The 19,870-nt window shown below is 67.8% G+C and carries 21 protein-coding genes; 8 read left to right on the top strand and 13 right to left on the bottom strand.

From position 1 onward, the window contains the following. Positions 1-363, bottom strand: a 363-nt coding sequence (locus tag AC1DYN_RS10870) for an NAD(P)H-binding protein (protein ID WP_477959218.1), incomplete at its 3' end; no start/stop codon positions are given. Positions 364-405: 42 nt separating this feature from the next. Here AC1DYN_RS10870 and AC1DYN_RS10865 point away from each other — a divergent pair. Together AC1DYN_RS10865 and AC1DYN_RS10860 are read left to right on the top strand one after the other, a co-directional pair. Further along, positions 406-1,443, top strand: coding sequence for a CDP-6-deoxy-delta-3,4-glucoseen reductase (locus AC1DYN_RS10865; protein ID WP_477959216.1), 1,038 nt, complete (start codon positions 406-408; stop codon positions 1,441-1,443). Between the two features lie 13 nt (positions 1,444-1,456). Further along, positions 1,457-2,428, top strand: coding sequence for a Bug family tripartite tricarboxylate transporter substrate binding protein (locus AC1DYN_RS10860; protein ID WP_477959214.1), 972 nt, complete (start codon positions 1,457-1,459; stop codon positions 2,426-2,428). A gap of 1 nt (position 2,429) precedes the next feature. Here AC1DYN_RS10860 and AC1DYN_RS10855 read toward each other — a convergent pair whose 3' ends face one another. From AC1DYN_RS10855 to AC1DYN_RS10815, 9 genes are all read right to left on the bottom strand, one after another. Next, positions 2,430-3,290, bottom strand: a complete 861-nt coding sequence (locus tag AC1DYN_RS10855; protein WP_477959212.1) for a CsgG/HfaB family protein — start codon at positions 3,288-3,290, stop codon at positions 2,430-2,432. 221 nt (positions 3,291-3,511) lie between these two features. Next, positions 3,512-4,225, bottom strand: coding sequence for an ABC transporter ATP-binding protein (locus AC1DYN_RS10850; protein WP_477959210.1), 714 nt, complete (start codon positions 4,223-4,225; stop codon positions 3,512-3,514). A gap of 10 nt (positions 4,226-4,235) precedes the next feature. Then, positions 4,236-5,024: an ABC transporter ATP-binding protein gene (locus AC1DYN_RS10845; protein ID WP_477959208.1), complete on the bottom strand. Its 789-nt coding sequence runs from the start codon at positions 5,022-5,024 to the stop codon at positions 4,236-4,238. Between the two features lie 15 nt (positions 5,025-5,039). Further along, entirely contained in the window at positions 5,040-6,128 is a 1,089-nt protein-coding gene (locus tag AC1DYN_RS10840; RefSeq protein ID WP_477959206.1) for an ABC transporter permease subunit, read from the bottom strand. A gap of 19 nt (positions 6,129-6,147) precedes the next feature. Beyond that, a complete protein-coding gene (locus AC1DYN_RS10835; RefSeq protein ID WP_477959204.1) occupies positions 6,148-7,071 on the bottom strand; it encodes a branched-chain amino acid ABC transporter permease in 924 nt (307 codons plus the stop codon). Positions 7,072-7,304: 233 nt separating this feature from the next. Further along, positions 7,305-8,636, bottom strand: a complete 1,332-nt coding sequence (locus AC1DYN_RS10830; RefSeq protein WP_477959202.1) for a replication-associated recombination protein A — start codon at positions 8,634-8,636, stop codon at positions 7,305-7,307. Between the two features lie 7 nt (positions 8,637-8,643). Then, positions 8,644-9,252, bottom strand: a complete 609-nt coding sequence (lolA, locus tag AC1DYN_RS10825; RefSeq protein ID WP_477959225.1) for an outer membrane lipoprotein periplasmic chaperone LolA — start codon at positions 9,250-9,252, stop codon at positions 8,644-8,646. Positions 9,253-9,286: 34 nt separating this feature from the next. Next, complete coding sequence (locus AC1DYN_RS10820) at positions 9,287-11,665, bottom strand: DNA translocase FtsK (RefSeq protein ID WP_477959200.1); 2,379 nt, start codon at positions 11,663-11,665, stop codon at positions 9,287-9,289. Positions 11,666-11,702: 37 nt separating this feature from the next. Next, positions 11,703-12,371: a Crp/Fnr family transcriptional regulator gene (locus AC1DYN_RS10815; protein ID WP_477959198.1), complete on the bottom strand. Its 669-nt coding sequence runs from the start codon at positions 12,369-12,371 to the stop codon at positions 11,703-11,705. A gap of 180 nt (positions 12,372-12,551) precedes the next feature. Between AC1DYN_RS10815 and trxB the strand changes: the two genes are divergently transcribed. The 3 genes from trxB to rpmG all read left to right on the top strand — a co-directional run bounded on the left by trxB (position 12,552) and on the right by rpmG (position 14,102). Further along, positions 12,552-13,511, top strand: a complete 960-nt coding sequence (gene trxB / locus AC1DYN_RS10810; protein ID WP_477959196.1) for a thioredoxin-disulfide reductase — start codon at positions 12,552-12,554, stop codon at positions 13,509-13,511. A gap of 175 nt (positions 13,512-13,686) precedes the next feature. Continuing rightward, positions 13,687-13,920, top strand: a complete 234-nt coding sequence (rpmB, locus tag AC1DYN_RS10805; RefSeq protein ID WP_169668669.1) for a 50S ribosomal protein L28 — start codon at positions 13,687-13,689, stop codon at positions 13,918-13,920. 14 nt (positions 13,921-13,934) lie between these two features. Continuing rightward, positions 13,935-14,102, top strand: a complete 168-nt coding sequence (rpmG, locus tag AC1DYN_RS10800) for a 50S ribosomal protein L33 (protein ID WP_047498832.1) — start codon at positions 13,935-13,937, stop codon at positions 14,100-14,102. Between the two features lie 165 nt (positions 14,103-14,267). On the opposite strand, the gene AC1DYN_RS10795 is transcribed toward rpmG, so the two are convergent. Next, the gene (locus AC1DYN_RS10795; protein ID WP_477959194.1) at positions 14,268-15,479 is read right to left on the bottom strand and encodes a DesA family fatty acid desaturase; all 1,212 of its coding nucleotides are present in this window, start codon (positions 15,477-15,479) and stop codon (positions 14,268-14,270) included. A gap of 179 nt (positions 15,480-15,658) precedes the next feature. Further along, the gene (locus AC1DYN_RS10790) at positions 15,659-16,918 is read right to left on the bottom strand and encodes an RsmB/NOP family class I SAM-dependent RNA methyltransferase (RefSeq protein ID WP_477959192.1); all 1,260 of its coding nucleotides are present in this window, start codon (positions 16,916-16,918) and stop codon (positions 15,659-15,661) included. Positions 16,919-16,939: 21 nt separating this feature from the next. Between AC1DYN_RS10790 and AC1DYN_RS10785 the strand changes: the two genes are divergently transcribed. Further along, positions 16,940-17,182: a DUF1653 domain-containing protein gene (locus AC1DYN_RS10785; RefSeq protein ID WP_477959190.1), complete on the top strand. Its 243-nt coding sequence runs from the start codon at positions 16,940-16,942 to the stop codon at positions 17,180-17,182. Continuing rightward, on the top strand, positions 17,179-17,829 hold the full coding sequence (locus tag AC1DYN_RS10780) for a DUF1345 domain-containing protein (protein WP_477959188.1): 651 nt from the start codon (positions 17,179-17,181) through the stop codon (positions 17,827-17,829). Before AC1DYN_RS10785 ends, AC1DYN_RS10780 begins: the two co-directional genes overlap by 4 nt. 14 nt (positions 17,830-17,843) lie before the next feature. Here the strand turns inward: AC1DYN_RS10780 and purN are convergent, their stop codons facing one another. After that, a complete protein-coding gene (purN, locus tag AC1DYN_RS10775; protein ID WP_477959186.1) occupies positions 17,844-18,467 on the bottom strand; it encodes a phosphoribosylglycinamide formyltransferase in 624 nt (207 codons plus the stop codon). Positions 18,468-18,533: 66 nt separating this feature from the next. Here purN and AC1DYN_RS10770 point away from each other — a divergent pair, with 66 nt between their 5' ends. Next, positions 18,534-19,841 carry a tryptophan--tRNA ligase gene (locus tag AC1DYN_RS10770; protein ID WP_477959184.1) on the top strand — a complete coding sequence of 436 codons (1,308 nt, stop codon included), beginning with the start codon at positions 18,534-18,536 and terminating at the stop codon, positions 19,839-19,841. Positions 19,842-19,870: the final 29 nt, after the last annotated feature.

Raw genomic sequence — 19,870 nt, 5'->3', positions numbered from 1 at the left:
GCCATACACCCCGCTGGTGCTGCCGTAGACGATGCGGCGCACGCGCGCCGAGCGCGCCAGGGCCCGCAGCAGCGCGGCCGTGCGCGGATCGGCATCGCCCTGCCCCGGCGGCGGCGCCAGGTGCAGCACCGCATCGGCCAGCGTCGCCAGCCGGCCCAGCGTCGCTGGTTCGTCCAGGTTGCCCACCAGCGGCGTGGCGCCCAGCGCGTGCAGGCCCGCCACGCGCTCGCGCGACGAGGTCAGCGCCAGCACGCGCCAGCGCCCGCGCAGCAAGCGCGCAACGCGCTGCCCGACGTCGCCGCAACCGACGATCAACACGGTGGGGCGCTTGAAGCGCGTCGGCAGGCTGAGGGAGAAGGGCATTGGATCGCGGGCAAAATCAGGGGTTGGTTTCGAGGTTACCCCATGACTTTCACCGCGACCGTGCAGCCCAGCGGCACGAGTTTCCAGGTCGACCGCGACGAGCCCATCCTCGCGGCCGCCATCCGCCAGGGCATCGGCCTGCCCTACGGCTGCAAGGACGGCGCCTGCGGTTCGTGCAAGTGCAGGCTGATCGAGGGCCGCGTGATCCACGGCGCCCACCAGGCCAAGGCGCTGAGCGACGCGGAAGAAGAAGCCGGCTTCGTGCTGACCTGCTGCGCCGCGCCGCAGACCGACGTGGTGCTGGAAGCGCGTACCGTGGCCGGTGCTGGCGAGTTCCCGGTGCGCAAGATGCCGTGCCGCGTCAGCCGCATCGAACGCGTCGCGCCCGACGTCGCGCTGCTGCACCTGCAGCTGCCGGCCAACGACACGCTGCGCTACCACGCCGGCCAGTACGTCGAGTTCATCCTGCGCGACGGCAGCCGCCGCAGCTACAGCATGGCCAATGCGCCGCACACGCAGGCCGGGCAGCCCGGCATCGAGCTGCACATCCGCCACATGCCGGGCGGCAAGTTCACCGACCACGTGTTCGGCGCGATGAAGGAGAAGGAGATCCTGCGCCTCGAAGGCCCGTTCGGCAGCTTCTTCCTGCGCGAGGACAGCGACAAGCCGATGGTGCTGCTGGCCAGCGGCACCGGCTTCGCGCCGATCAAGGCGATCGTCGAGCACCTGCGCTTCAAGGACAACCAGCGCCCCGCCGTCGTCTATTGGGGTTGCCGCAGCCGCGCCGACCTGTACCTGCACGACTGGATGCTGCAGGCCGCGGACGCGCTGCCGTGGCTGCGCTACGTGCCGGTGCTGTCCGAGCCTAAGTCACAGGACGCCTGGACCGGCCGCACCGGCTTCGTCCACCAGGCGCTGATGGCCGACCTGCCCGACCTGTCGGGCCACCAGGTCTATGCCTGCGGCGCGCCGGTGATGGTGGAGTCGGCCCAGCGCGACCTGGTCGCGCACTGCGCGCTGCCGGCCGACGAGTTCTACGCCGATGCCTTCACCTCCGAAGCCGACAAGCACCCCGCCTGAGGAATCTTTCCCGATGCAACGCAGACACCTTCTTTCGCTGGCCGCACTGGCCGCCCTGCTTCCGGCGGCACGCGCACAGGCCCGGCCGATCCGCCTGGTCGTGCCCTACCCGCCGGGCGGCCCGCTGGACGTGATCGCGCGGGCGTTGGCCGACAAGGTCAAGGAGAGCCTGGGCGTCGTGATCGTCGACAACAAGCCCGGCGCCGGCGGCAACCTGGGGGCCGATGCGGTCGCCAAGTCGGCCCCCGACGGCCAGACGATCGTGATGGGCGCGGTGGCCACGCACGCGATCAACCCGTGGCTGTATGCGCGCATCCCGTACGACGCGATCCGCGACTTCACGCCGATCACCGGCGTGGCGCAGGTGCCCAACGTGCTGGTGATGAACCCGCAGACGGCCACGCGGCTGGGCATCCAGCGCGTGGCCGACCTGGTGGCCTATGCGAAGAAAAACCCGGGCAAGCTGAACTACGGCTCGGGCGGCAACGGCAGCGCGGGGCACCTGGCCGGCGAGATGTTCAAGGCGCAGGCCGGCGTCTTCATGGTGCACATCCCGTGCGCGGGCGGCAACCCGGCGCAGCTGGCGCTGCTGTCGGGGCAGGTCGACCTGAACTTCGACAACCTCGCGACGGCGTCGGCCAACATCAAGGCCGGCAAGCTGCGCGCGCTGGCGGTGACGAYGGCGGCGCGTTCGAGCGCGATGCCCGAGGTGCCGACCATCGCCGAGGCCGGCGGCGGGCTGGCGCACTTCGACGTCAACACCTGGTTCGGGCTGTTCGGCCCGGCGGGGATGCCGGCCGACGTGACGCGGCGGCTCAACAAGGCCTTCACCGAGGCGCTCGCGACGCCCGACCTGAAGGCGCGGCTGGCAAGCCTGATGGCCGAGCCGATCGCCGGCACGCCGGAGCAGTTCGGCGACTTCGTCAGGCGCGAGCGCGCGAAGTACGAAGCCGTCGTCAAGCAGTCCGGCGCGAAGGTGGACTGACTTACTTCTTCTTCGTGGGCGTCTGCGAGGCCGGCGTGGTGCCGCCGTCGACACCCAGGCGCCCGCCGGTGCCCAGGCCGCCCTTGACGGTCTGCGCCTTGTAGTTGCGCAGCGACTTGACCATCTGGTTGAACGAATCGGCGAACGCGGCGACGACCACCTTGCCTTGCGGCGTGTTGGCGTAGCCGCCGCCCCCGCCGACGAGGCCGCCGGTGAAGGCGGCGCCGAACATGCCGAAGTCGAAGTTCTTCGCGGTGCCTTCGGCGGCCGAGATCTGCACGCCCGAGCGGTTGTCGATCAGCAGCAGCGTGGTCGATGCTTCGTTGCGGCTCACGTTGCCGGCCACCGCGCCCAGCAGGCCCAGCCCGCCGCCGCCGAGGAAGCCGCCGCCGCCGCCGGTCTTGCCCGAGAACTGGATCGCCGGGCTCATCGTGTAGTCGGCCGACACCATCTGGCCCTTGCCGAAGTTGCTGTTGGCGCGCATCTCGCCGCTTTGCTCCAGCGAGCGCTCCTTCATCATGTTGTTCATCGCGCCGCCGCGCTCGACGATCACGAAGCAGTTGCTCTGCTGCACCATCAGGCGCAGCACCGGGATGGTCGAGCCCAGCTGGTGCTGGCGCAGCTGGTAGTACCAGGGGGCGGTGGTGTCTTCCTGCACGGCCAGCGTGCCCAGCGACTCGTCGCACTTCTCGAGCTTGCTGTTGTTGTTCTCGGCGGTGCCGCCGCCGGCCGCGCCCGAGACGGTGCCCTTGTTCTCGCCCATCGTGGGCATGGTCGAGCCGCAGGCGCTGAGCAGCGCGGCGGTGGCGACGGCGACAAGGGACAGACCGGTCAGGCCGGACGGGCGCAGGGTGGCTTGCATGGGGGCTCCTAAAGGGTTGTCGCGGCCCTGATCCTGAGCCGTCTGTGCCGGCCAGTATAGGAATCAGGTCCTGCCAGAGGAACCACCCATGCAGGTGGAGAGTGCGCACTTCCACGCACACCTTCGGGGGGCGGCGTGGATTCTTGCGAGCAATCCCGGATTGGCATCCGGGCTACGAACACTGGGTAGCCCGGATGCCAATCCGGGTCCTGAGATGCGCGTTATTCGCCGAGATAGGCGGCACGGACCTTCGGATCGTTCAGCAGCACCTTGGCATCGCCCTCCATCGTGACCTCGCCCGACTCCATCACGTAGCCGCGGTTGGCCAGCTGCAGCGCGCGGCTCGCGTTCTGCTCGACCAGCAGCACCGTGGTACCGCGGCTGTGGATGTCGGCGACCACCTCGAAGATCTTGTCGACCATGATCGGCGACAAGCCCATCGACGGCTCGTCGAGCAACAGCACCTTGGGCTTGGCCATCAGCGCGCGGCCCATCGCGAGCATCTGCTGCTCGCCGCCCGACATCGTGCCGGCCAGCTGGTGGCGGCGCTCCTTCAGGCGCGGGAAGATCGCGAACACCTTCTCGATGTCGGCGTCGACTTCCTTGTCGTTGCGCACGAAGGCGCCCATCTGCAGGTTCTCGGTGATGGTCATGCGCGTGAAGGTGCCGCGGCCCTCGGGCACCATCACCAGGCCCTGCTTGACCAGCTCCCACGCGCCCTGCCCCTTGATCGGCTTGCCGAGGAACTCGATGTCGCCGGCGGCCACCGGCTGCAACCCGGTGACGGCCTTCAGCGTCGTCGTCTTGCCGGCGCCGTTGGCACCGATCAGGCTCACCAGTTCGCCTTCGTTCACCTCGAACGACACGCCCTTGACGGCCTGGATGCCGCCGTAGGCCACCTTGAGCCCGCTTACTTTCAACAATGTTGCTGCCATGTGGGCGTCCTCAGTGAGCCTTGTGACCGGCGCCGAGGTAGGCCTCGATCACCTTCTCGTTGCGTTGCACGTCCGCCGGCGTGCCCTCGGCGATCTGCTTGCCGTAGTCGAGCACGGTCACGCGGTCGCACAGGCCCATCACCAGCTTCACGTCGTGCTCGATCAGCAGGATGGTGCGGCCGTCCTTGCGGATGGTGTCGATCAGCTCGCGCAGCACCACCTTCTCGGTCGCGTTCATGCCGGCCGCCGGTTCGTCCAGCGCGATCAGCTTCGGATCGGTCGCGAGCGCGCGCGCGATCTCCAGGCGCCGCTGGTCGCCATAGCTCAGCGTGCGCGCCTTGAACTCGGCGTACTTGCCGATGCCCACGTAGTCGAGCAGCTCCTGCGCGCGCTTGGCGATCGCCGCCTCTTCCGCCTTGAACCCCGGCGTGCGGAACACCGCGCCGATCAGCCCCGACCCGGTGCGCACATGGCGCCCCACCATCACGTTCTCGAGCGCCGTCATCTCGGCAAACAGCCGGATGTTCTGGAAGGTGCGCGCGATGCCGGCCTTGGCCACCTCGTGCACCGCGGTCGGCTGGTAGGTCTTGCCGCCCAGCTCGAAGCTGCCCGAATCGGGCGTGTACAGCCCCGTCAGCACGTTGAAGAAGGTCGTCTTGCCGGCGCCGTTCGGGCCGATCAGGCCATACACCTGGCCCGCCTCGATGGAGATGCCGACGTCCGAGAGAGCTTGCAGGCCGCCGAAGCGCTTGGAGACGCCCGCGACCTTGAGGACCGTGTTGCTCGTGGTTTCTGTCATGGAAGCTCCTCGTTCTTATCGGGTCGGGACGGGAGCCGCCTTGCCGTGCTCCGGCGAAGGCCACAGGCCCCGCGGGCGCGACAACATGATGGCGATCATCGCCAGCGCGATCAGCAGCTGGCGCAGGATGGCCGCGTCGAGCCGGCCGTCGGTCAGGTTCTGCAGCGGGCCGGCCACGTAGCGCAGCACCTCCGGCAGCGCCGACAGCAGCAGCGCCCCCAGGATCACGCCCGGGATGTGGCCGATGCCGCCCAGCACCACCATCGCGACGATCATCACCGACTCCTGAAGGCTGAACGATTCCGGCGAGATGAAGCCCTGGAAGGTCGAGAACAGCACACCCGACACGCCGCCGAAGGTGGCGCCCATGCCGAACGCCAGCAGCTTCAGGTTGCGGGTGTTGATGCCCATCGCCTTGGCCGCGATCTCGTCCTCGCGGATCGCCATCCACGCGCGGCCGATGCGCGAGCGCTCGAGGCGGTAGCAGATCACCACGCTGATGATCACGAGCGCGAGGAAAAAGAAGTAGTAGCTCGTGACCGGCGGGATGTCGAGGCCGAACAGGTTGTGCCGCTTGCCCAGGTCGAAGCCGAAGAAGTTGAACGAATCGATCTGCGCCACGCCCTTCGGGCCGTTGGTGATGTTGACCGGCGCATCCAGGTTGTTCAGGAACACGCGAATGATTTCACCGAAGCCGAGCGTGACGATCGCCAGGTAGTCGCCGCGCAGCTTCAGCGTCGGCGCGCCGAGCAGCACGCCGAAGATGCCGGCCACCGCCGCGCCGATCGGGATCGCCAGCCACCAGCTCACGTGCATGCCGTTCGGGAACATCGCCGCGATCTGCGGGAAGGTCTCGACCAGGTGCGGCGACGCGAGCAGGCCGAACAGGTAGGCGCCGACCGCGTAGAACGCGACATAGCCCAGGTCGAGCAGGCCGGCATAGCCGACCACGATGTTCAGCCCGAGCGCGAGCAGCACGTACAGCAGCGCGATGTCGAGGATGCGCACCCAGGCGTTGCCGAAGTACTGCGCGAAGAACGGCGCAATCGCCAATACCACGGCCAGGGCCACGTAGGTGCCGAGCTTGTTGTCTCTGAGGTTCATGGGGTTGTTCCTTCCGTGCTCAGGCTCGATCCGCGACGCGCTCGCCCAGCAGGCCCTGCGGGCGCAGCGTCAGCACGAGGATCAGCACGATGAAGGCGAAGATGTCCTGGTAGTGGCTGCCCAGCACGTCGCCGGTCAGGTCGCCGATGTAGCCGGCGCCGAGCGATTCGATCACCCCCAGCGCCACGCCGCCGACCATCGCACCGGCCAGGTTGCCGATGCCGCCGAACACCGCCGCGGTGAAGGCCTTCAGGCCCGGCAGGAAACCCATCGAGTGCTGCACCGAGCCGTAGTTGGCCGCGTACATCACGCCGGCCAGCGCGGCCAGCGCGGCACCGATGATGAAGGTGGCCGAGATCACCATGTCGGGCTTGACGCCCATCAGGCTCGCCACGCGCGGGTTCTCGGCGGTGGCGCGCATCGCGCGGCCCAGCTTGGTGCGGTTCACCAGGTACATCAGCCCGGCCAGCGTGACCGCGGTGACCACCAGGATCAGGATCTGCACCGTGTTGATGACGGCCCCGCCGATGAAGTACGGCTCGCTCGGCAGCAGGATCGGGTACGACTTGTAGTTCGGCTTCCAGATGATCATCGCCAGCGTCTGCAGCAAGAGCGACATGCCCATCGCGGTGATCAGCGGCGCCAGCCGTGGTGCGGTGCGCAGCGGCCGGTAGGCGATCTTCTCGATCGTGAAGTTGAGCGCCGCGCACACGATGATGGCGGCGATCAGCGAGATCAGCATCAGCAGCCAGCCCGGCAGGCCGGTGCCGGCCAGCGCGGTGACGACCGTCCAACTGGTGAGCGCGCCCACCATCAGCACCTCACCGTGCGCGAAATTGATCAGGTTGATGATGCCGTAGACCATCGTGTAGCCCAGTGCGACCAGCGCATACACGCTGCCCAGCACCAGACCGTTGATGATCTGCTGGATGAAGGTATCCATGTGAAAAGGTCTCCTGCGGAAAATCAAAGCCGGCAGCTTCGAGGTTTTCAAAGAACAGCTGCCGCGCCAAGCCAGCCTATGTCCCCTGTAGCAAAAAGCCCGCCGTGGCTATCTGGCGGGCTGCGCTGCACCCAAATGAGGCGGCGGCGGCGGATTCTAGAGGCGCGCCACCCTCAAAAGAGACCAGGGTTTCCCGGGCGCGCCTGAACAACTCTCGGCGTTTACCCGAATCCTCAGCGTTTCCTGCTGGACTCCTCGTTCAGCCTGCGAAGTTCATTCAGCCGCTCGCCGATACGCAGTTCCAATCCACGGGGCGCCGGCTCGTAGAAACGCGGCGTTTCCATATCGTCGGGCCAGTAGCGCTCGCCGGCCGCGAAGCCGCCCTCTTCGTCGTGTGCATAGCGGTACTCGCGGCCGTAGTCCAGGTCCTTCATGAGCTTTGTCGGTGCGTTGCGCAGGTGCAGCGGCACCGGGCGGGTGCCGTCCTGCTGGATGAAGCTGCGCACGGCCTTGTAGGCGGTATAGACGGCATTCGATTTCGGTGCCATCGCGAGAAACACCACCGCCTGCGCCAGCGCCAGCTCGCCTTCGGGCGAGCCGAGGCGTTCGTAGGTCTCGGCGGCGTCCAGCGTCATGCGCAAGGCGCGCGGGTCGGCCAGGCCGATGTCCTCGCTGGCCATGCGCACCAGGCGGCGCGCCGCATAGCGCGGGTCGACGCCGCCATCGAGCATGCGCACGAACCAGTACAGCGCGGCATCGGGGTCGCTGCCGCGCACCGACTTGTGCAGCGCCGAGATGGTGTCGTAGAACTGCTCGCCACCCTTGTCGTAGCGGCGCAGCTGCTCGCCGAGCGATTTCTCGAGCTGGGCCTCGTCGATCACGGTGGCGTCGCCGACCATGCGCACCAGGTTCTCGTAGGCGTTCAGCAGGCGGCGGGCATCGCCATCGGCATAGCCGATCAAACGCTTGGCGGCCGGTTCGGCGAGCGGCGGCGCGGCCAGCAGCGAACGCGCCCGCTCGAGCAGCGTCGCCATGTCGGCGTCGTCCAGGCTCTTCAGCACATGCACGGTGGCGCGCGACAGCAGCGCCGAGTTGACCTCGAACGACGGGTTCTCGGTGGTCGCGCCGATGAAGGTGAACAGGCCCGATTCGACGTGCGGCAGGAAGGCATCCTGCTGCGACTTGTTGAAGCGGTGCACTTCGTCGACGAAGACGACGGTGCGGCGCCCGCCGTTGGCTGAGGTCATGCGGGCCGCGTTGGCACGCTCGACCGCTTCGCGGATGTCCTTCACGCCGCCCAGCACCGCCGAGATCGCGATGAACTGCGCATCGAAGGCATCCGACATCAGCCGCGCCAGCGTGGTCTTGCCGACGCCCGGCGGGCCCCACAGGATCATCGAGTGCAGCCGGCCGGACTCGAAGGCGACGCGCAGCGGCTTGCCCGGGCCCAGCAGCTGCTGCTGGCCGATCACCTCGTTGAGCGTGCGCGGGCGAAGGCGTTCGGCAAGGGGCGCCTGGCGGTCGGCCTCGGCTTCGTCGAAGAAGGGCAGTTGCTGCTCGGCCATCCGGCGATCACTGTTCGATCAGGTCAGCGCCCTTGGGCACGGTGAAGGTGAAGGTCTCGGGTGGGATCGCCGCATTCGGCGCGAAGCCGCTGAACTGCAGCAGCGAACGCTGGCCGAAGCTGTCGGTGATCTCGATCGCCGCCAGCTCCTTCGCGCGAAAGCCGACCCGCACCGCCTGGAACGCGCTGTCCTTGGCCTTCGGCGTGGCCTGCACCCACGACAGGCCGTCCTTGTCGGGCAGCGGGGCCAGGTCGAAATCCTTCTCGAGCGAGCCGCCGGCCAGCAGCGCGGCCGGCGTCGCGCCCAGCGCCTGCGTCAGCTTGCGCGAGCTGGCCTGGTTCAGGTCGGCGTCGAAGATCCAGACCTTCTGGCCGTCGGCGACGATCAGCTGGTTGACCGGCTTCGCGTACGCGAAGCGGAAGCGGTTCGGCCGCGCGAATTCGAAACTGCCGCTCGACGTCTTCTTCTTCACGCCGTCGGGCGAGGTCACGGTCTGCGTGAACGCGGCCTTGCCGCTCTTCACGTCGCGCACGAACTCGCGCAGCGTGTCGGTCGAATCGGCCCGGGCCGCACCGGCCGCGGCCAGCAGCGTGGCCGCCAGCAGCGTGGCCGCCAGCAGCACGGGCGGACGCAGGAACTTGTGCAAGGATTTATTCATCTCGCTTGGGCACGATGATGTCTCGGTTGCCGTTGGTGGACATGGCAGTTACGAGCCCGGATTTCTCCATTTGTTCCAGCAACCGGGCCGCGCGGTTGTAGCCGATGCGCAGGTGCCGCTGCACCAGCGAGATCGACGCGCGCCGGTGCTGCAGCACGATGCCCACCGCCTGGTCGTACATCGGGTCGGCCTCGCCGGATGCGCCCTCGGAACCGCCGGCCGGCGCATCGCCGCCGTCGCTGTCGAGCGTGCCGCCTTCGAGGATGCCTTCGATGTAGTTCGGCTCGCCCTGCTTCTTCAGGTAGTCGACGACGCGGTGCACCTCTTCGTCGCTGACGTAGGCGCCGTGCACGCGSAYCGGCAGSCCGGTGCCCGRSGGCATGTACAGCATGTCGCCCATGCCCAGCAGCGCCTCGGCGCCCATCTGGTCGAGRATGGTGCGSSWGTCGATCTTGCTGCTGACCTGGAACGMMAKRCGSGTCGGGATGTTGGCCTTGATCAGGCCSGTGATGACGTCGACSSWCGGGCGCTGCGTYGCMAGGATCAGGTGRATRCCGGCSGCSCGCGCCTTCTGCGCGAKRCGSGCGATCAGCTCYTCGAYCTTYTTRCCSACSACCATCATCAGGTCGGCCAGCTCGTCGATCACGACCACGACGAAGGGCAGGCGCTCCAGCGGTTCGGGCTGCTCGGGCGTCAGGCTGAACGGGTTGCCGAGGATCTCGCCGCGCTCGGTGGCGTCGGCAATCTTCTTGTTGTAGCCGCTCAGGTTGCGCACGCCCAGCTTGCTCATCAGCTTGTAGCGCCGCTCCATCTCGCCGACGCACCAGTTCAGCGCGTTGGCGGCGTGCTTCATGTCGGTGACGACCGGCGCCAGCAGGTGCGGGATGCCCTCGTAGACGCTCATCTCGAGCATCTTCGGGTCGATGAGGATCAGCCGCACGTCCCTTGCCTCGGCCTTGTACAGCAGGCTCAGGATCATCGCGTTGATGCCCACCGACTTGCCCGAGCCGGTGGTGCCGGCCACCAGGCAGTGCGGCATCTTCGCGAGGTCGGCCACCACCGGGCCGCCGACGATGTCCTTGCCCAGGCCCATCGTCAGCTGCGACGACGCATCGTTGTAGACCTGCGAGCCGAGGATCTCGGACAGCCGGATCGTCTGCCGCTTCGGGTTCGGCAGCTCCAGCGCCATGTAGTTCTTGCCGGGGATGGTCTCGACCACGCGGATGCTGACGAGGCTGAGCGAGCGCGCCAGGTCCTTCGCGAGGTTGACCACCTGCGAGCCCTTCACGCCGGTGGCCGGCTCGATCTCGTAGCGCGTGATCACCGGGCCCGGCGAGGCCGCGACCACGCGCACCTCGACGCCGAAATCCTTCAGCTTCTTCTCGATCAGCCGCGAGGTCATCTCCAGCGTCTCGGGCGTCACGGTCTCCATGCGGCCCGGTGCGGCGTCCAGCAGGTCGACCTGCGGCAGCTTGGTGTCGGACAGCTCGGTGAAGAGCGGCTTCTGGCGCTCCTTCACGACACGCTCGGACTTGGGCACCTCGATCACCGGCGCCTCGATGACGATGGGCGCGTGGTCTTCGGCCAGTTGGTGCTCGACCTCGACGACATGCTCGCGCTCGCGCAGCGCCTGCTCGCCCAGGCGGTGGTCTTCGGCGCGCTCGATGCGCTCGACGCGGCGTTCGCGCAGCGAGTCGGTCCAGGCACCGATGCGTTCGGCCAGCCTCACCCACGAGAAGCGGAAGGCCAGCGCGCTGCCGGCCACCAGCGCCGCGATCCACAGCACGCCCGAGCCGGCGAAGCCCAGCAGCTTCATGCTCAGCGGGCCCAGCAGGTAGCCGAGCACGCCGCCGGCGTGGCCGCCCGCGACACCGGCCTCCCACTGGTAGAGGCGCGTCCATTCGAGCGCGGTGCTGGCGCACATCAGCACCAGCACGCCGGCCCAGAAGGCCCAGGCCGGGCGCGCATCGCGCGGGCCGGCCGGCTCTTCGCCGTGGCGCAGCAGCCGAGCGAGCGCGGACAGCCAGGCACGCGCCGCGATCGCCACCAGCCACCAGACCGAATAGCCGACGACGACGAACGCGATGTCGGAGAACCAGGCGCCCAGCGTGCCGGCCTTGTTCAGCGCGACCGCGCTGGTGCCGGAGGTGGAGAACGCCGCGTCGGCGGCCTGGTGCGTGATGAGTGCCAGCACGGCCAGCAGCCACAGCACGCCGCCGACCAGCACGGCCAGTTGCGTGCGCAGGCCGGCCGGGTCGGCACTGGCGGCAGGGCCAGTGGAACCGGAGCGGGTGTAGGTGCCGGCGTGCGCAGGGCCGGCCGGTGCGGCGCTGCCGTTGTCGGCACGAAGCGATCCGAGCGGAAAGGTCATCGGCGGATTGTGGCCGATCGCGATGGCCTGGCCGCGATCAACCGCTGGTCAAGCGCTCCTTGATGATCACCGAGCCGTTTTCCTGCGTCTCGACGATGCCGCGGTCTTCCAGGTCCTTCATGACGCGGCTGACCATCTCGCGCGAGGCGCCGACGATCTTGGCCAGGTCCTGGCGTGACACCTTGTTGCGAATGATCTTGATGTCGCCGTCGTCCTCGGACATGTCGAGCAGCGAACGCGCGACGCGGCCGTACACGTCGAGCAGTGCCAGCGATTCGATCTGGCGGTCGGCGCTGCGCAGGCGCGACACCAGGCCGCGCATGATGGCGTAGGACAGGCTGGAGTTCTCGGGCAGGCAACGCGCGAACTCGGCGCGACCGAGGATCAGCATGTCGGTCTGCACCTCGGCGCGCACCGTGGCCGAGTGCGGCTCGTTGTCGATCAGGCTCATCTCGCCGACGTAGTCGCCGGGTTGCAGCACCGCGAGGATGACCTCGCGGCCGCGCGAATCCGACGTGAGCACGCGGGCGCGGCCGGTCAGCAGGATGAAGAGGGCATTCGACTTCTTGCCATGCTCCACGACTATCTCGCCGCGGCGGAAACGCCGCTTGACCACGCTGTCGGCGATCGCTGTCGCCTGCTCGTTGGTGAGCATGGAAAACAGCGGTACTCGCCGAATCAGGTCAAGATTGGACAACATGGCCATCGAACTTCCTCCTGTATGGGGTGGCTGCCGGCAAACGTGGAAAACTCACGGTTCCTACAATTTCGCTATTGTCACCATTACGCAGATTGACACCAGCCGGAGTCAACCCCATGTCAGACTCGGCTGCGTTTTTCGCTGCCTTTGCGCCACGCGCACCCACCCGTTCTCTCGAGCTTCTTCATGAACAGCACCCCCAAGCATGCCCAGGTTCTCATTCTTGGCTCCGGCCCGGCCGGCTACACCGCGGCGATCTACGCAGCCCGGGCCAACCTGAAGCCGATGCTGGTGACGGGCATCGCGCAAGGCGGCCAGCTGATGACGACGACCGAGGTCGACAACTGGCCGGCCGACGTGATGGGCGTGCAAGGACCGGACCTGATGCAGCGCTTCCTGCAGCATGCCGAGCGCTTCAACACCGAGATCGTGTTCGACCACATCAACCAGGTCGATTTCTCGAAGCGTCCGTTCACGCTGAAGGGCGACTCCGGCACCTACACCTGCGATGCGCTGATCATCTGCACCGGCGCGTCGGCCAAGTACATCGGCCTGCCGTCCGAAGAAGCCTTCATGGGCCGCGGCGTCAGCGGCTGCGCCACCTGCGACGGCTTCTTCTACCGCGACCAGGACGTCTGCGTGGTCGGTGGCGGCAACACCGCGGTCGAGGAGGCGCTGTACCTGTCGAACATCGCGCGCAAGGTGCACCTGATCCACCGCCGAGACAAGTTCCGCGCCGAAGCCATCCTGGTCGACAAGGTGGCGGAGAAGGTCAAGGCCGGCAAGATGGAGCTGCACCTGTGGCAGACGCTGGACGAGGTGCTGGGCGACAGCTCCGGCGTCACCGGCGTGCGCCTGCGCAGCACGCAGGGCGGCGGCACCACCGAGCTGACGCTGAAGGGTTGCTTCATCGCGATCGGCCACCAGCCCAACACCGACATCTTCAAGGGCCAGCTCGAGATGAAGGACGGCTACATCGTGACGCGCAGCGGCCTGGGCGGCTTCGCGACCATGACCACCGTGCCGGGCGTGTTCGCCGCCGGCGACGTGCAGGACCACGTCTACCGCCAGGCCATCACGAGCGCCGGCACCGGCTGCATGGCGGCGCTGGATGCCCAGCGCTTCCTGGAGCAGGGCGTCGCCTGAACTGGCGCCTGTCCAAAAAGCTGGCTATAATCGCGGTCTTTGCCGAAAGCGGCAGGCCATTGAATGGATGGCTTGCCAGAGAGCTTTCGAAGGGGCATCTACCCAAGCGAACGCACCCAAGCGAACGCCTGCTCTGGATGCCACTCCTGAAACGAGATTCAAGTGGAGAAGCGTCATGGCACGCGTCTGTCAAGTCACGGGTAAGGGCCCGATGGTGGGAAACAATGTTTCCCACGCCAACAACCGGACCAAGCGCCGTTTCCTGCCTAACCTGCAGTACCGTCGCTTCTGGCTGGAAACCGAAAACCGCTGGGTCCGCCTGCGCATCACGAACGCCGCGCTGCGTCTGATCGACAAGGTCGGCATCGAGCAAGTCGTTGCGGACCTGCGCGCCCGCGGCGAACTCTGATTTAGGAGCTGATCATGGCAAAAGGTGGACGCGAAAAGATCAAGCTGGAATCGTCAGCCGGCACCGGTCACTTCTACACGACCGACAAGAACAAGAAGACGACGCCCGAGAAGATCGAGATCATGAAGTTCGATCCGAAGGCTCGCAAGCACGTGATGTACAAGGAAACGAAGCTGAAGTAATTCGGCTCCCGGTTCACCAGAAACCCGCTCGGCGCAGGCCCGGCGGGTTTTTTGTTGCCGAAACGTTGGGCCCTGGATTGGCATCCGGGCCACGGACCTCCGGGGATCGCCGCCCACAAAAAAGCCCGCTCGAAGCGGGCTCTTCATCAGGCAGGGGACGCACTGTCAGGCGTGCGCGGCCCGCAGTTTGACCGCAAATTCCTGCAGCGCGGCGATGCCGCTCTCCTCGGCCTTCTTGCACCAGGCCTGCAGGTCGATCACCAGCTGCTCGGCAGACACATTGGTGCGGGTCCACAGCTGGCGCAGCTCTTCGCGCATCGTCACGAGCTTCGACAGCGCCGGGCTGTCGGCACACACGCTCGCGACCTGGGCCTTCACGTGGTGCGGGATCTTGTCCTCGTCGCGGTGCAGCCAGCGGCGAGCCAGGCGCATGTTGGCCAGCTTCGCGCTGCCCGCCACGCCCTCGGCCTTCAACCGCTTCACCTCGGCACGGCATGCATCGCGCAGGCCGCCGGCGTACTTGGCCATCACCTCGTAACGGTTGGCGATGATCGCCTCCAGCGTCTTCGAGTCGGCCACCGGGCGCACGTCGCCCAGCTTCAGCATCGGCGGCGTCTTGCGGACCTTGGCCAGGCCCAGCATCTCCAGGCCGCGGATGTAGGCCCAGCCGATGTCGAACTCGTACTTCTTGACCGACAGCTTGGCCGAGGTCGGGTAGGTGTGGTGGTTGTTGTGCAACTCCTCGCCACCGATGATCACGCCCCACGGCGAGATGTTGGTGCTGGCGTCGGCCGCCTCGAAATTGCGATAGCCCCACCAGTGGCCCAGGCCGTTGATGATGCCGGCCGCGGTGACCGGGATCCACGCCATCTGCACCGCCCACACCGTGGCACCGATCGCGCCGAACAGCATCAGGTCGATGATCAGCATCACGCCGACGCCTTGCCAGCTGTAGCGGGTGTAGAGGTTGCGCTCGATCCAGTCGTCCGGCGTGTTGTGGCCGTACTTGGCGAGCGTCTCCTGGTTCTTGGCTTCCGCGCGGTACAGCTCGCTGCCGGTGAACAGGACGGTCTTGATGCCATGGGCGACCGGGCTGTGCGGGTCTTCCTGCGTTTCACACTTCGCGTGGTGCTTGCGGTGGATCGCGACCCACTCCTTGGTCACCATGCCGGTGGTCAGCCACAGCCACAGCCGGAAGAAATGCGACGGCGCGGCATGCAGGTCGAGCGAGCGGTGCGCTTGCGAGCGGTGCAGGAAGATCGTGACAGATGCAATCGTGATGTGGGTCAGAACCAGCATGATGACAATGATTTGCCACCACGTCGTTTCGACCAGGCCGTTCGCCAGCCAGTTCACGAGACCATCCCAGACCGTCATCAATAGATTCATCAAAGCGCCTTTGCACCGTCACACAAGAAACGGGTCCCGCATTGTAGGGGACCCCCTCCAGGAACAACCCGCAGAAAGAACAGGGTTTGCACCCTGCAGTTCCTGAGTTGGCAGCGTTTTGACGGAATTCAAGCGCGAGCTTGTTTGCGCTCACTCACTCCGGAGATCTATTTGCGCTCCCAGACGGCGGCGAAAAATCCGTCGGTGGCATGCCGGTTCGGCCACAGGCGCACGAAACCATTGCTGACAAGCTCGCCCGGCGAGCCGGCGTGCGCCTTTTCGAGCGCGACCGCGGCGTCGAGCGGCGCGAACTCGCGCTGGTGCGCTTCGGTGAAGGCCTGGGCGATGCCCTCGTTCTCGGCCTCCAGCAGGCTGCAGGTGGCGTAGACCAGCCGGCCACCCGGCTTCAGCAGCCGCGCCGCGCTGTCGAGGATGGCGGTCTGCTTGGCCTTCAGCTCCTCCACCGACTCGGGCGACTGGCGCCATTTCAGGTCGGGATTGCGGCGCAGCGTGCCCAGCCCCGAACACGGCGCGTCGACCAGCACGCGGTCGATCTTGCCGGCCAGCCGCTTGATGCGCTCGTCGCGCTCGTGCGCGATCTGCACCGGGTAGACGTTCGACAGCCCGCTGCGCGCAAGCCGCGGCTTCAGCGCCGCCAGCCGGTGGCCGGAGGTGTCGAAGGCGTACAGCCGCCCGGTGTTGCGCATCGCCGCGCCCAGCGCCAGCGTCTTGCCGCCGGCCCCGGCGCAGAAATCGACCACCATCTCGCCGCGCTTCGCATCGGTGATCAGCGACAGCAGCTGGCTGCCCTCGTCCTGCACCTCCACGTCGCCGGCGGTGAACACCTCCAGCTTGTTCACGGCCGGCTTGCCCTGGATGCGCAGCCCCCAGGGCGAGTAAGGCGTCGGCTGGGCGTCGATGCCCTTGGCGGCCAGCGCCGCCTGCACGTCTTCGCGCTTGGCCTTGAAGGTGTTGACCCTCAGGTCCAACGCCGCGCTGTCGTTCAGGCTGTTCACCAGCGGCCAGAACTCGTCGCCCAGCGCGGCCTGCAGGCGCTCGGCCAGCCACTCGGGCAGGTTGTGGCGCAGCTTGTCGGGCAGCGCGGCCGTGTCGACCGCCTGCACCTTGGGCAGCCAGTGCTGCTCGAAGTCGTTCATCGCGGCGCGCAGGAAACCTTCGTTGCCCTGCCAGCCCAGCAGCGCAAGGCGCCGCTCCATCTCGCCCTTGCCCGACTGCGCGAGGTGCTGGAACAGCAGGCGCTTGCGCAGCACGGTGTAGGTGGTCTCGGCCAGCGTGTGGCGCTCGCGCGCACCGAGCACGCGGTGCTCCTTGAAGAAGGCCGACACGACGCTGTCGGCGGGGGTGTCGAATCGCAGCACGCGGTGCAACAGTTCAGTGGCGAGTTCGAGCAAGGCGTTCGGATGCATCCCGCGATTATCCTTGCCGGGATGGACGAACCCGATCTGCCGCCGCTTCCGACCCTGCCTTTCGGCCGCTACCGGCACTACAAGGGCGGCGACTACGAGGTGATCGGCGTCGCGCGCCACAGCGAGACGCTGGCCGCGATGGTGGTCTACCGCCCGCTCTACAACGACACCGGCTGGTGGGTGCGGCCGTTCGAGATGTTCGTCGAGACGGTGCAGGTCGACGGCGTCGTGCGCCCGCGCTTCGAGCGCCTCGCCGAACCATGAAAACGCTGCTGGCGCAGGTCCGCGCGCGCCCGCACCTGCTGATCTCGGTGGCCGCCGGGGCGGTGGTCGCAGCGCTCGCGCCGGCCGGGGATCGCGGCATGACCCACCTGCTGCTGGGCTGGAACACCGCCGTGTGGCTCTACCTTTTGCAGGTGTTCTGGATCATGGCGCGCGCCGACCACCAGCACCTGCACCGCACCGCGGTCGCGCAGGCCGAGGGCCACGCCGTCGTGCTGGGCATCGCGATCGTGGCCGTCATCGCGAGCGTCGCGGCGATCGGCTTCGAGCTGAGCGGCGCCAAAGGCGCGTCGCCGCGCGATGCCTGGGCCCACGTCGCGTTCGCGCTGGCGACGGTGACCGGCTGCTGGCTGCTGCTGCCGACGCTGTTCGCACTCAGCTACGCAAGCACGTATTTCACCCACGAGGCCAACGGCGGCCTCGGCTTCCCGGGCGATGCGAAGGCGCCGCGCCGCTACGGCGACTTCCTGTACTTCTCGTTCACGATCGCGGTGGCATCCCAGACCTCCGACATCGTGGTCACGACGACCTCGATGCGGCGCGTCGTGATCGTGCAATCGCTGCTGTCCTTCGGGTTCAACACCGCGATCCTCGCGATGGCGGTCAACACCGCGGCCAGCCTGTTCTGAGCGCCGCCCCCCGTCTACAGCAGCTGCGATTCGCCGCCGGTGTGCGTGACGACGTCGCCGTCGACCCGCAGCAGGTCCTGCACCAGCCAGCGCACGGCGCGCGGGTACATCAGGTGCTCGCGTTCGAGCACGCGCGCGGCGAGCGTGGCCTCGCTGTCGCCCGGCAGCACCGGCACGACGGCCTGCGCGATGATCGGCCCGTGGTCCAGCGCCGGGGTCACGAAATGCACGGTCGCACCGGCCGCCTTGCAGCCCGCCTCGATCGCGCGCCGGTGCGTGTGCAGGCCGGTGAAGGCCGGCAGCAGCGACGGATGCACGTTGACCATGCGCCCCGCGAAGCGCTGCACGAAGCCGTCGCCCAGGATGCGCATGAAGCCGGCCAGCACCAGCACGTCGGGGCGGAAGCCGTCGATCGCGGCGGCCAGCGCGGCGTCGAAGGCCTCGCGCTGCAGGAACAGCTTGTGATCGACCGCCACGGTCGCGATGCCGCGCTCGCGCGCGAAGGCCAGGCCGGCCGCATCGGGCCGGTTGCTGATCACCGCCGCCACGCGTGCCGGCCAGCCTTCGGCGGCGCAGGCCTGCACGATGGCCTCCATGTTGGTGCCGCGGCCGGAGATCAGGATCACGATGCGTTTCATCGGCCGGCAGTGTAGTGGCGGCGCGGCGACAGGGCCCGAGAGGCCCCACCTACAATGCACGCCACCATGACGCAACGCGTGCTCACCGGCATCACCACGACCGGCACCCCCCACCTCGGCAACTACGTCGGCGCGATCCGCCCGGCCATCGCGGCCAGCCGCGAACCCGGCGTCGAAAGCTTCCTCTTCCTGGCGGACTACCACGCGCTGATCAAGTGCGACGAGCCCGACCGCATCGAGCGCTCGCGCCTGGAGATCGCCGCCACCTGGCTGGCCGCCGGGCTCGACCCGCAGCGCGTCACGTTCTACCGCCAGAGCGACATCCCCGAGACGTCCGAGCTCACCTGGCTGCTGACCTGCGTGACGGCCAAGGGGCAGATGAACCGCGCCCACGCCTACAAGGCCGCGACCGATGCCAACGAAGCCCTGGGCGAAGACCTGGATGCCGGCATCACGATGGGGCTGTACAGCTACCCGATCCTGATGGCGGCCGACATCCTGCTGTTCAACGCGCACCGCGTGCCGGTCGGGCGCGACCAGGTCCAGCACCTGGAGATGACGCGCGACGTCGCGCAGCGCTTCAACCACCTGTTCGGCCAGGGCCGCGACCTGTTCGTGCTGCCGCAGGCCCAGGTCGACGAGGACGTCGCGATGCTGCCCGGGCTGGACGGCCGCAAGATGTCGAAGAGCTACGACAACACGATCCCGCTGTTCGAGGGCGGCGCCAAGGGCCTGAAGGAAGCGATCGCGCGCATCGTGACCGATTCGCGCCTGCCGGGCGAGCCCAAGGATCCGGACGGTGCACCGCTGGTGACGCTGTACGACGCGTTCGCGACCACGGAGCAGCGCAAGGCCTTCCGCGACGAGCTGCGCGCCGGCCTGGGCTGGGGCGATGCGAAGCAGCGGCTGGTCGAGCTGATCGAGGCGCACGTCGGCCCGATGCGCGCGCACTATGCCGATCTGATGGCACACCCCGAGCGCATCGAAGAGGCGCTGCTGGTCGGTGCCCGCAAGGCGCGCGCGGTGGCGACGCCGTTCCTGGCCGAGCTGCGCAAGGCGGTCGGCCTGCGTCCGATGACTGCACTGGCGACCCGGGCCGGCCACGCGGATTCACCGACCACCGGCAAGCCCGCCCTGCCCGTCTTCAAGCAGTACCGCGAAGCCGACGGCCTGTTCTATTTCAAGCTCAGCGCATCCGACAACAGCGTGCTGCTGCAAAGCCGCGGCATCGCCGAAGGTCGCGAGGCCGGCAGCTGGGTCAAGCGGCTGAAGACCGAAGGCGCGGCCGCGTTGGCCGGCGCGCCGGTGGACCTGACGGCCGAGCGCGCCGTCGTCGAAGCCGCGCTGGCGGCCCTGGCGGCAGCGCAGGACTAGCGAGCCGCGCTATGCTCTGCCCCCCGCAG

This window comes from Rhizobacter sp. P2_D12, assembly GCF_056404395.1.
The sequence above is the reverse complement of the archived record's forward strand: the minus strand, read 5'-3'. Positions and strand labels throughout refer to the sequence as shown.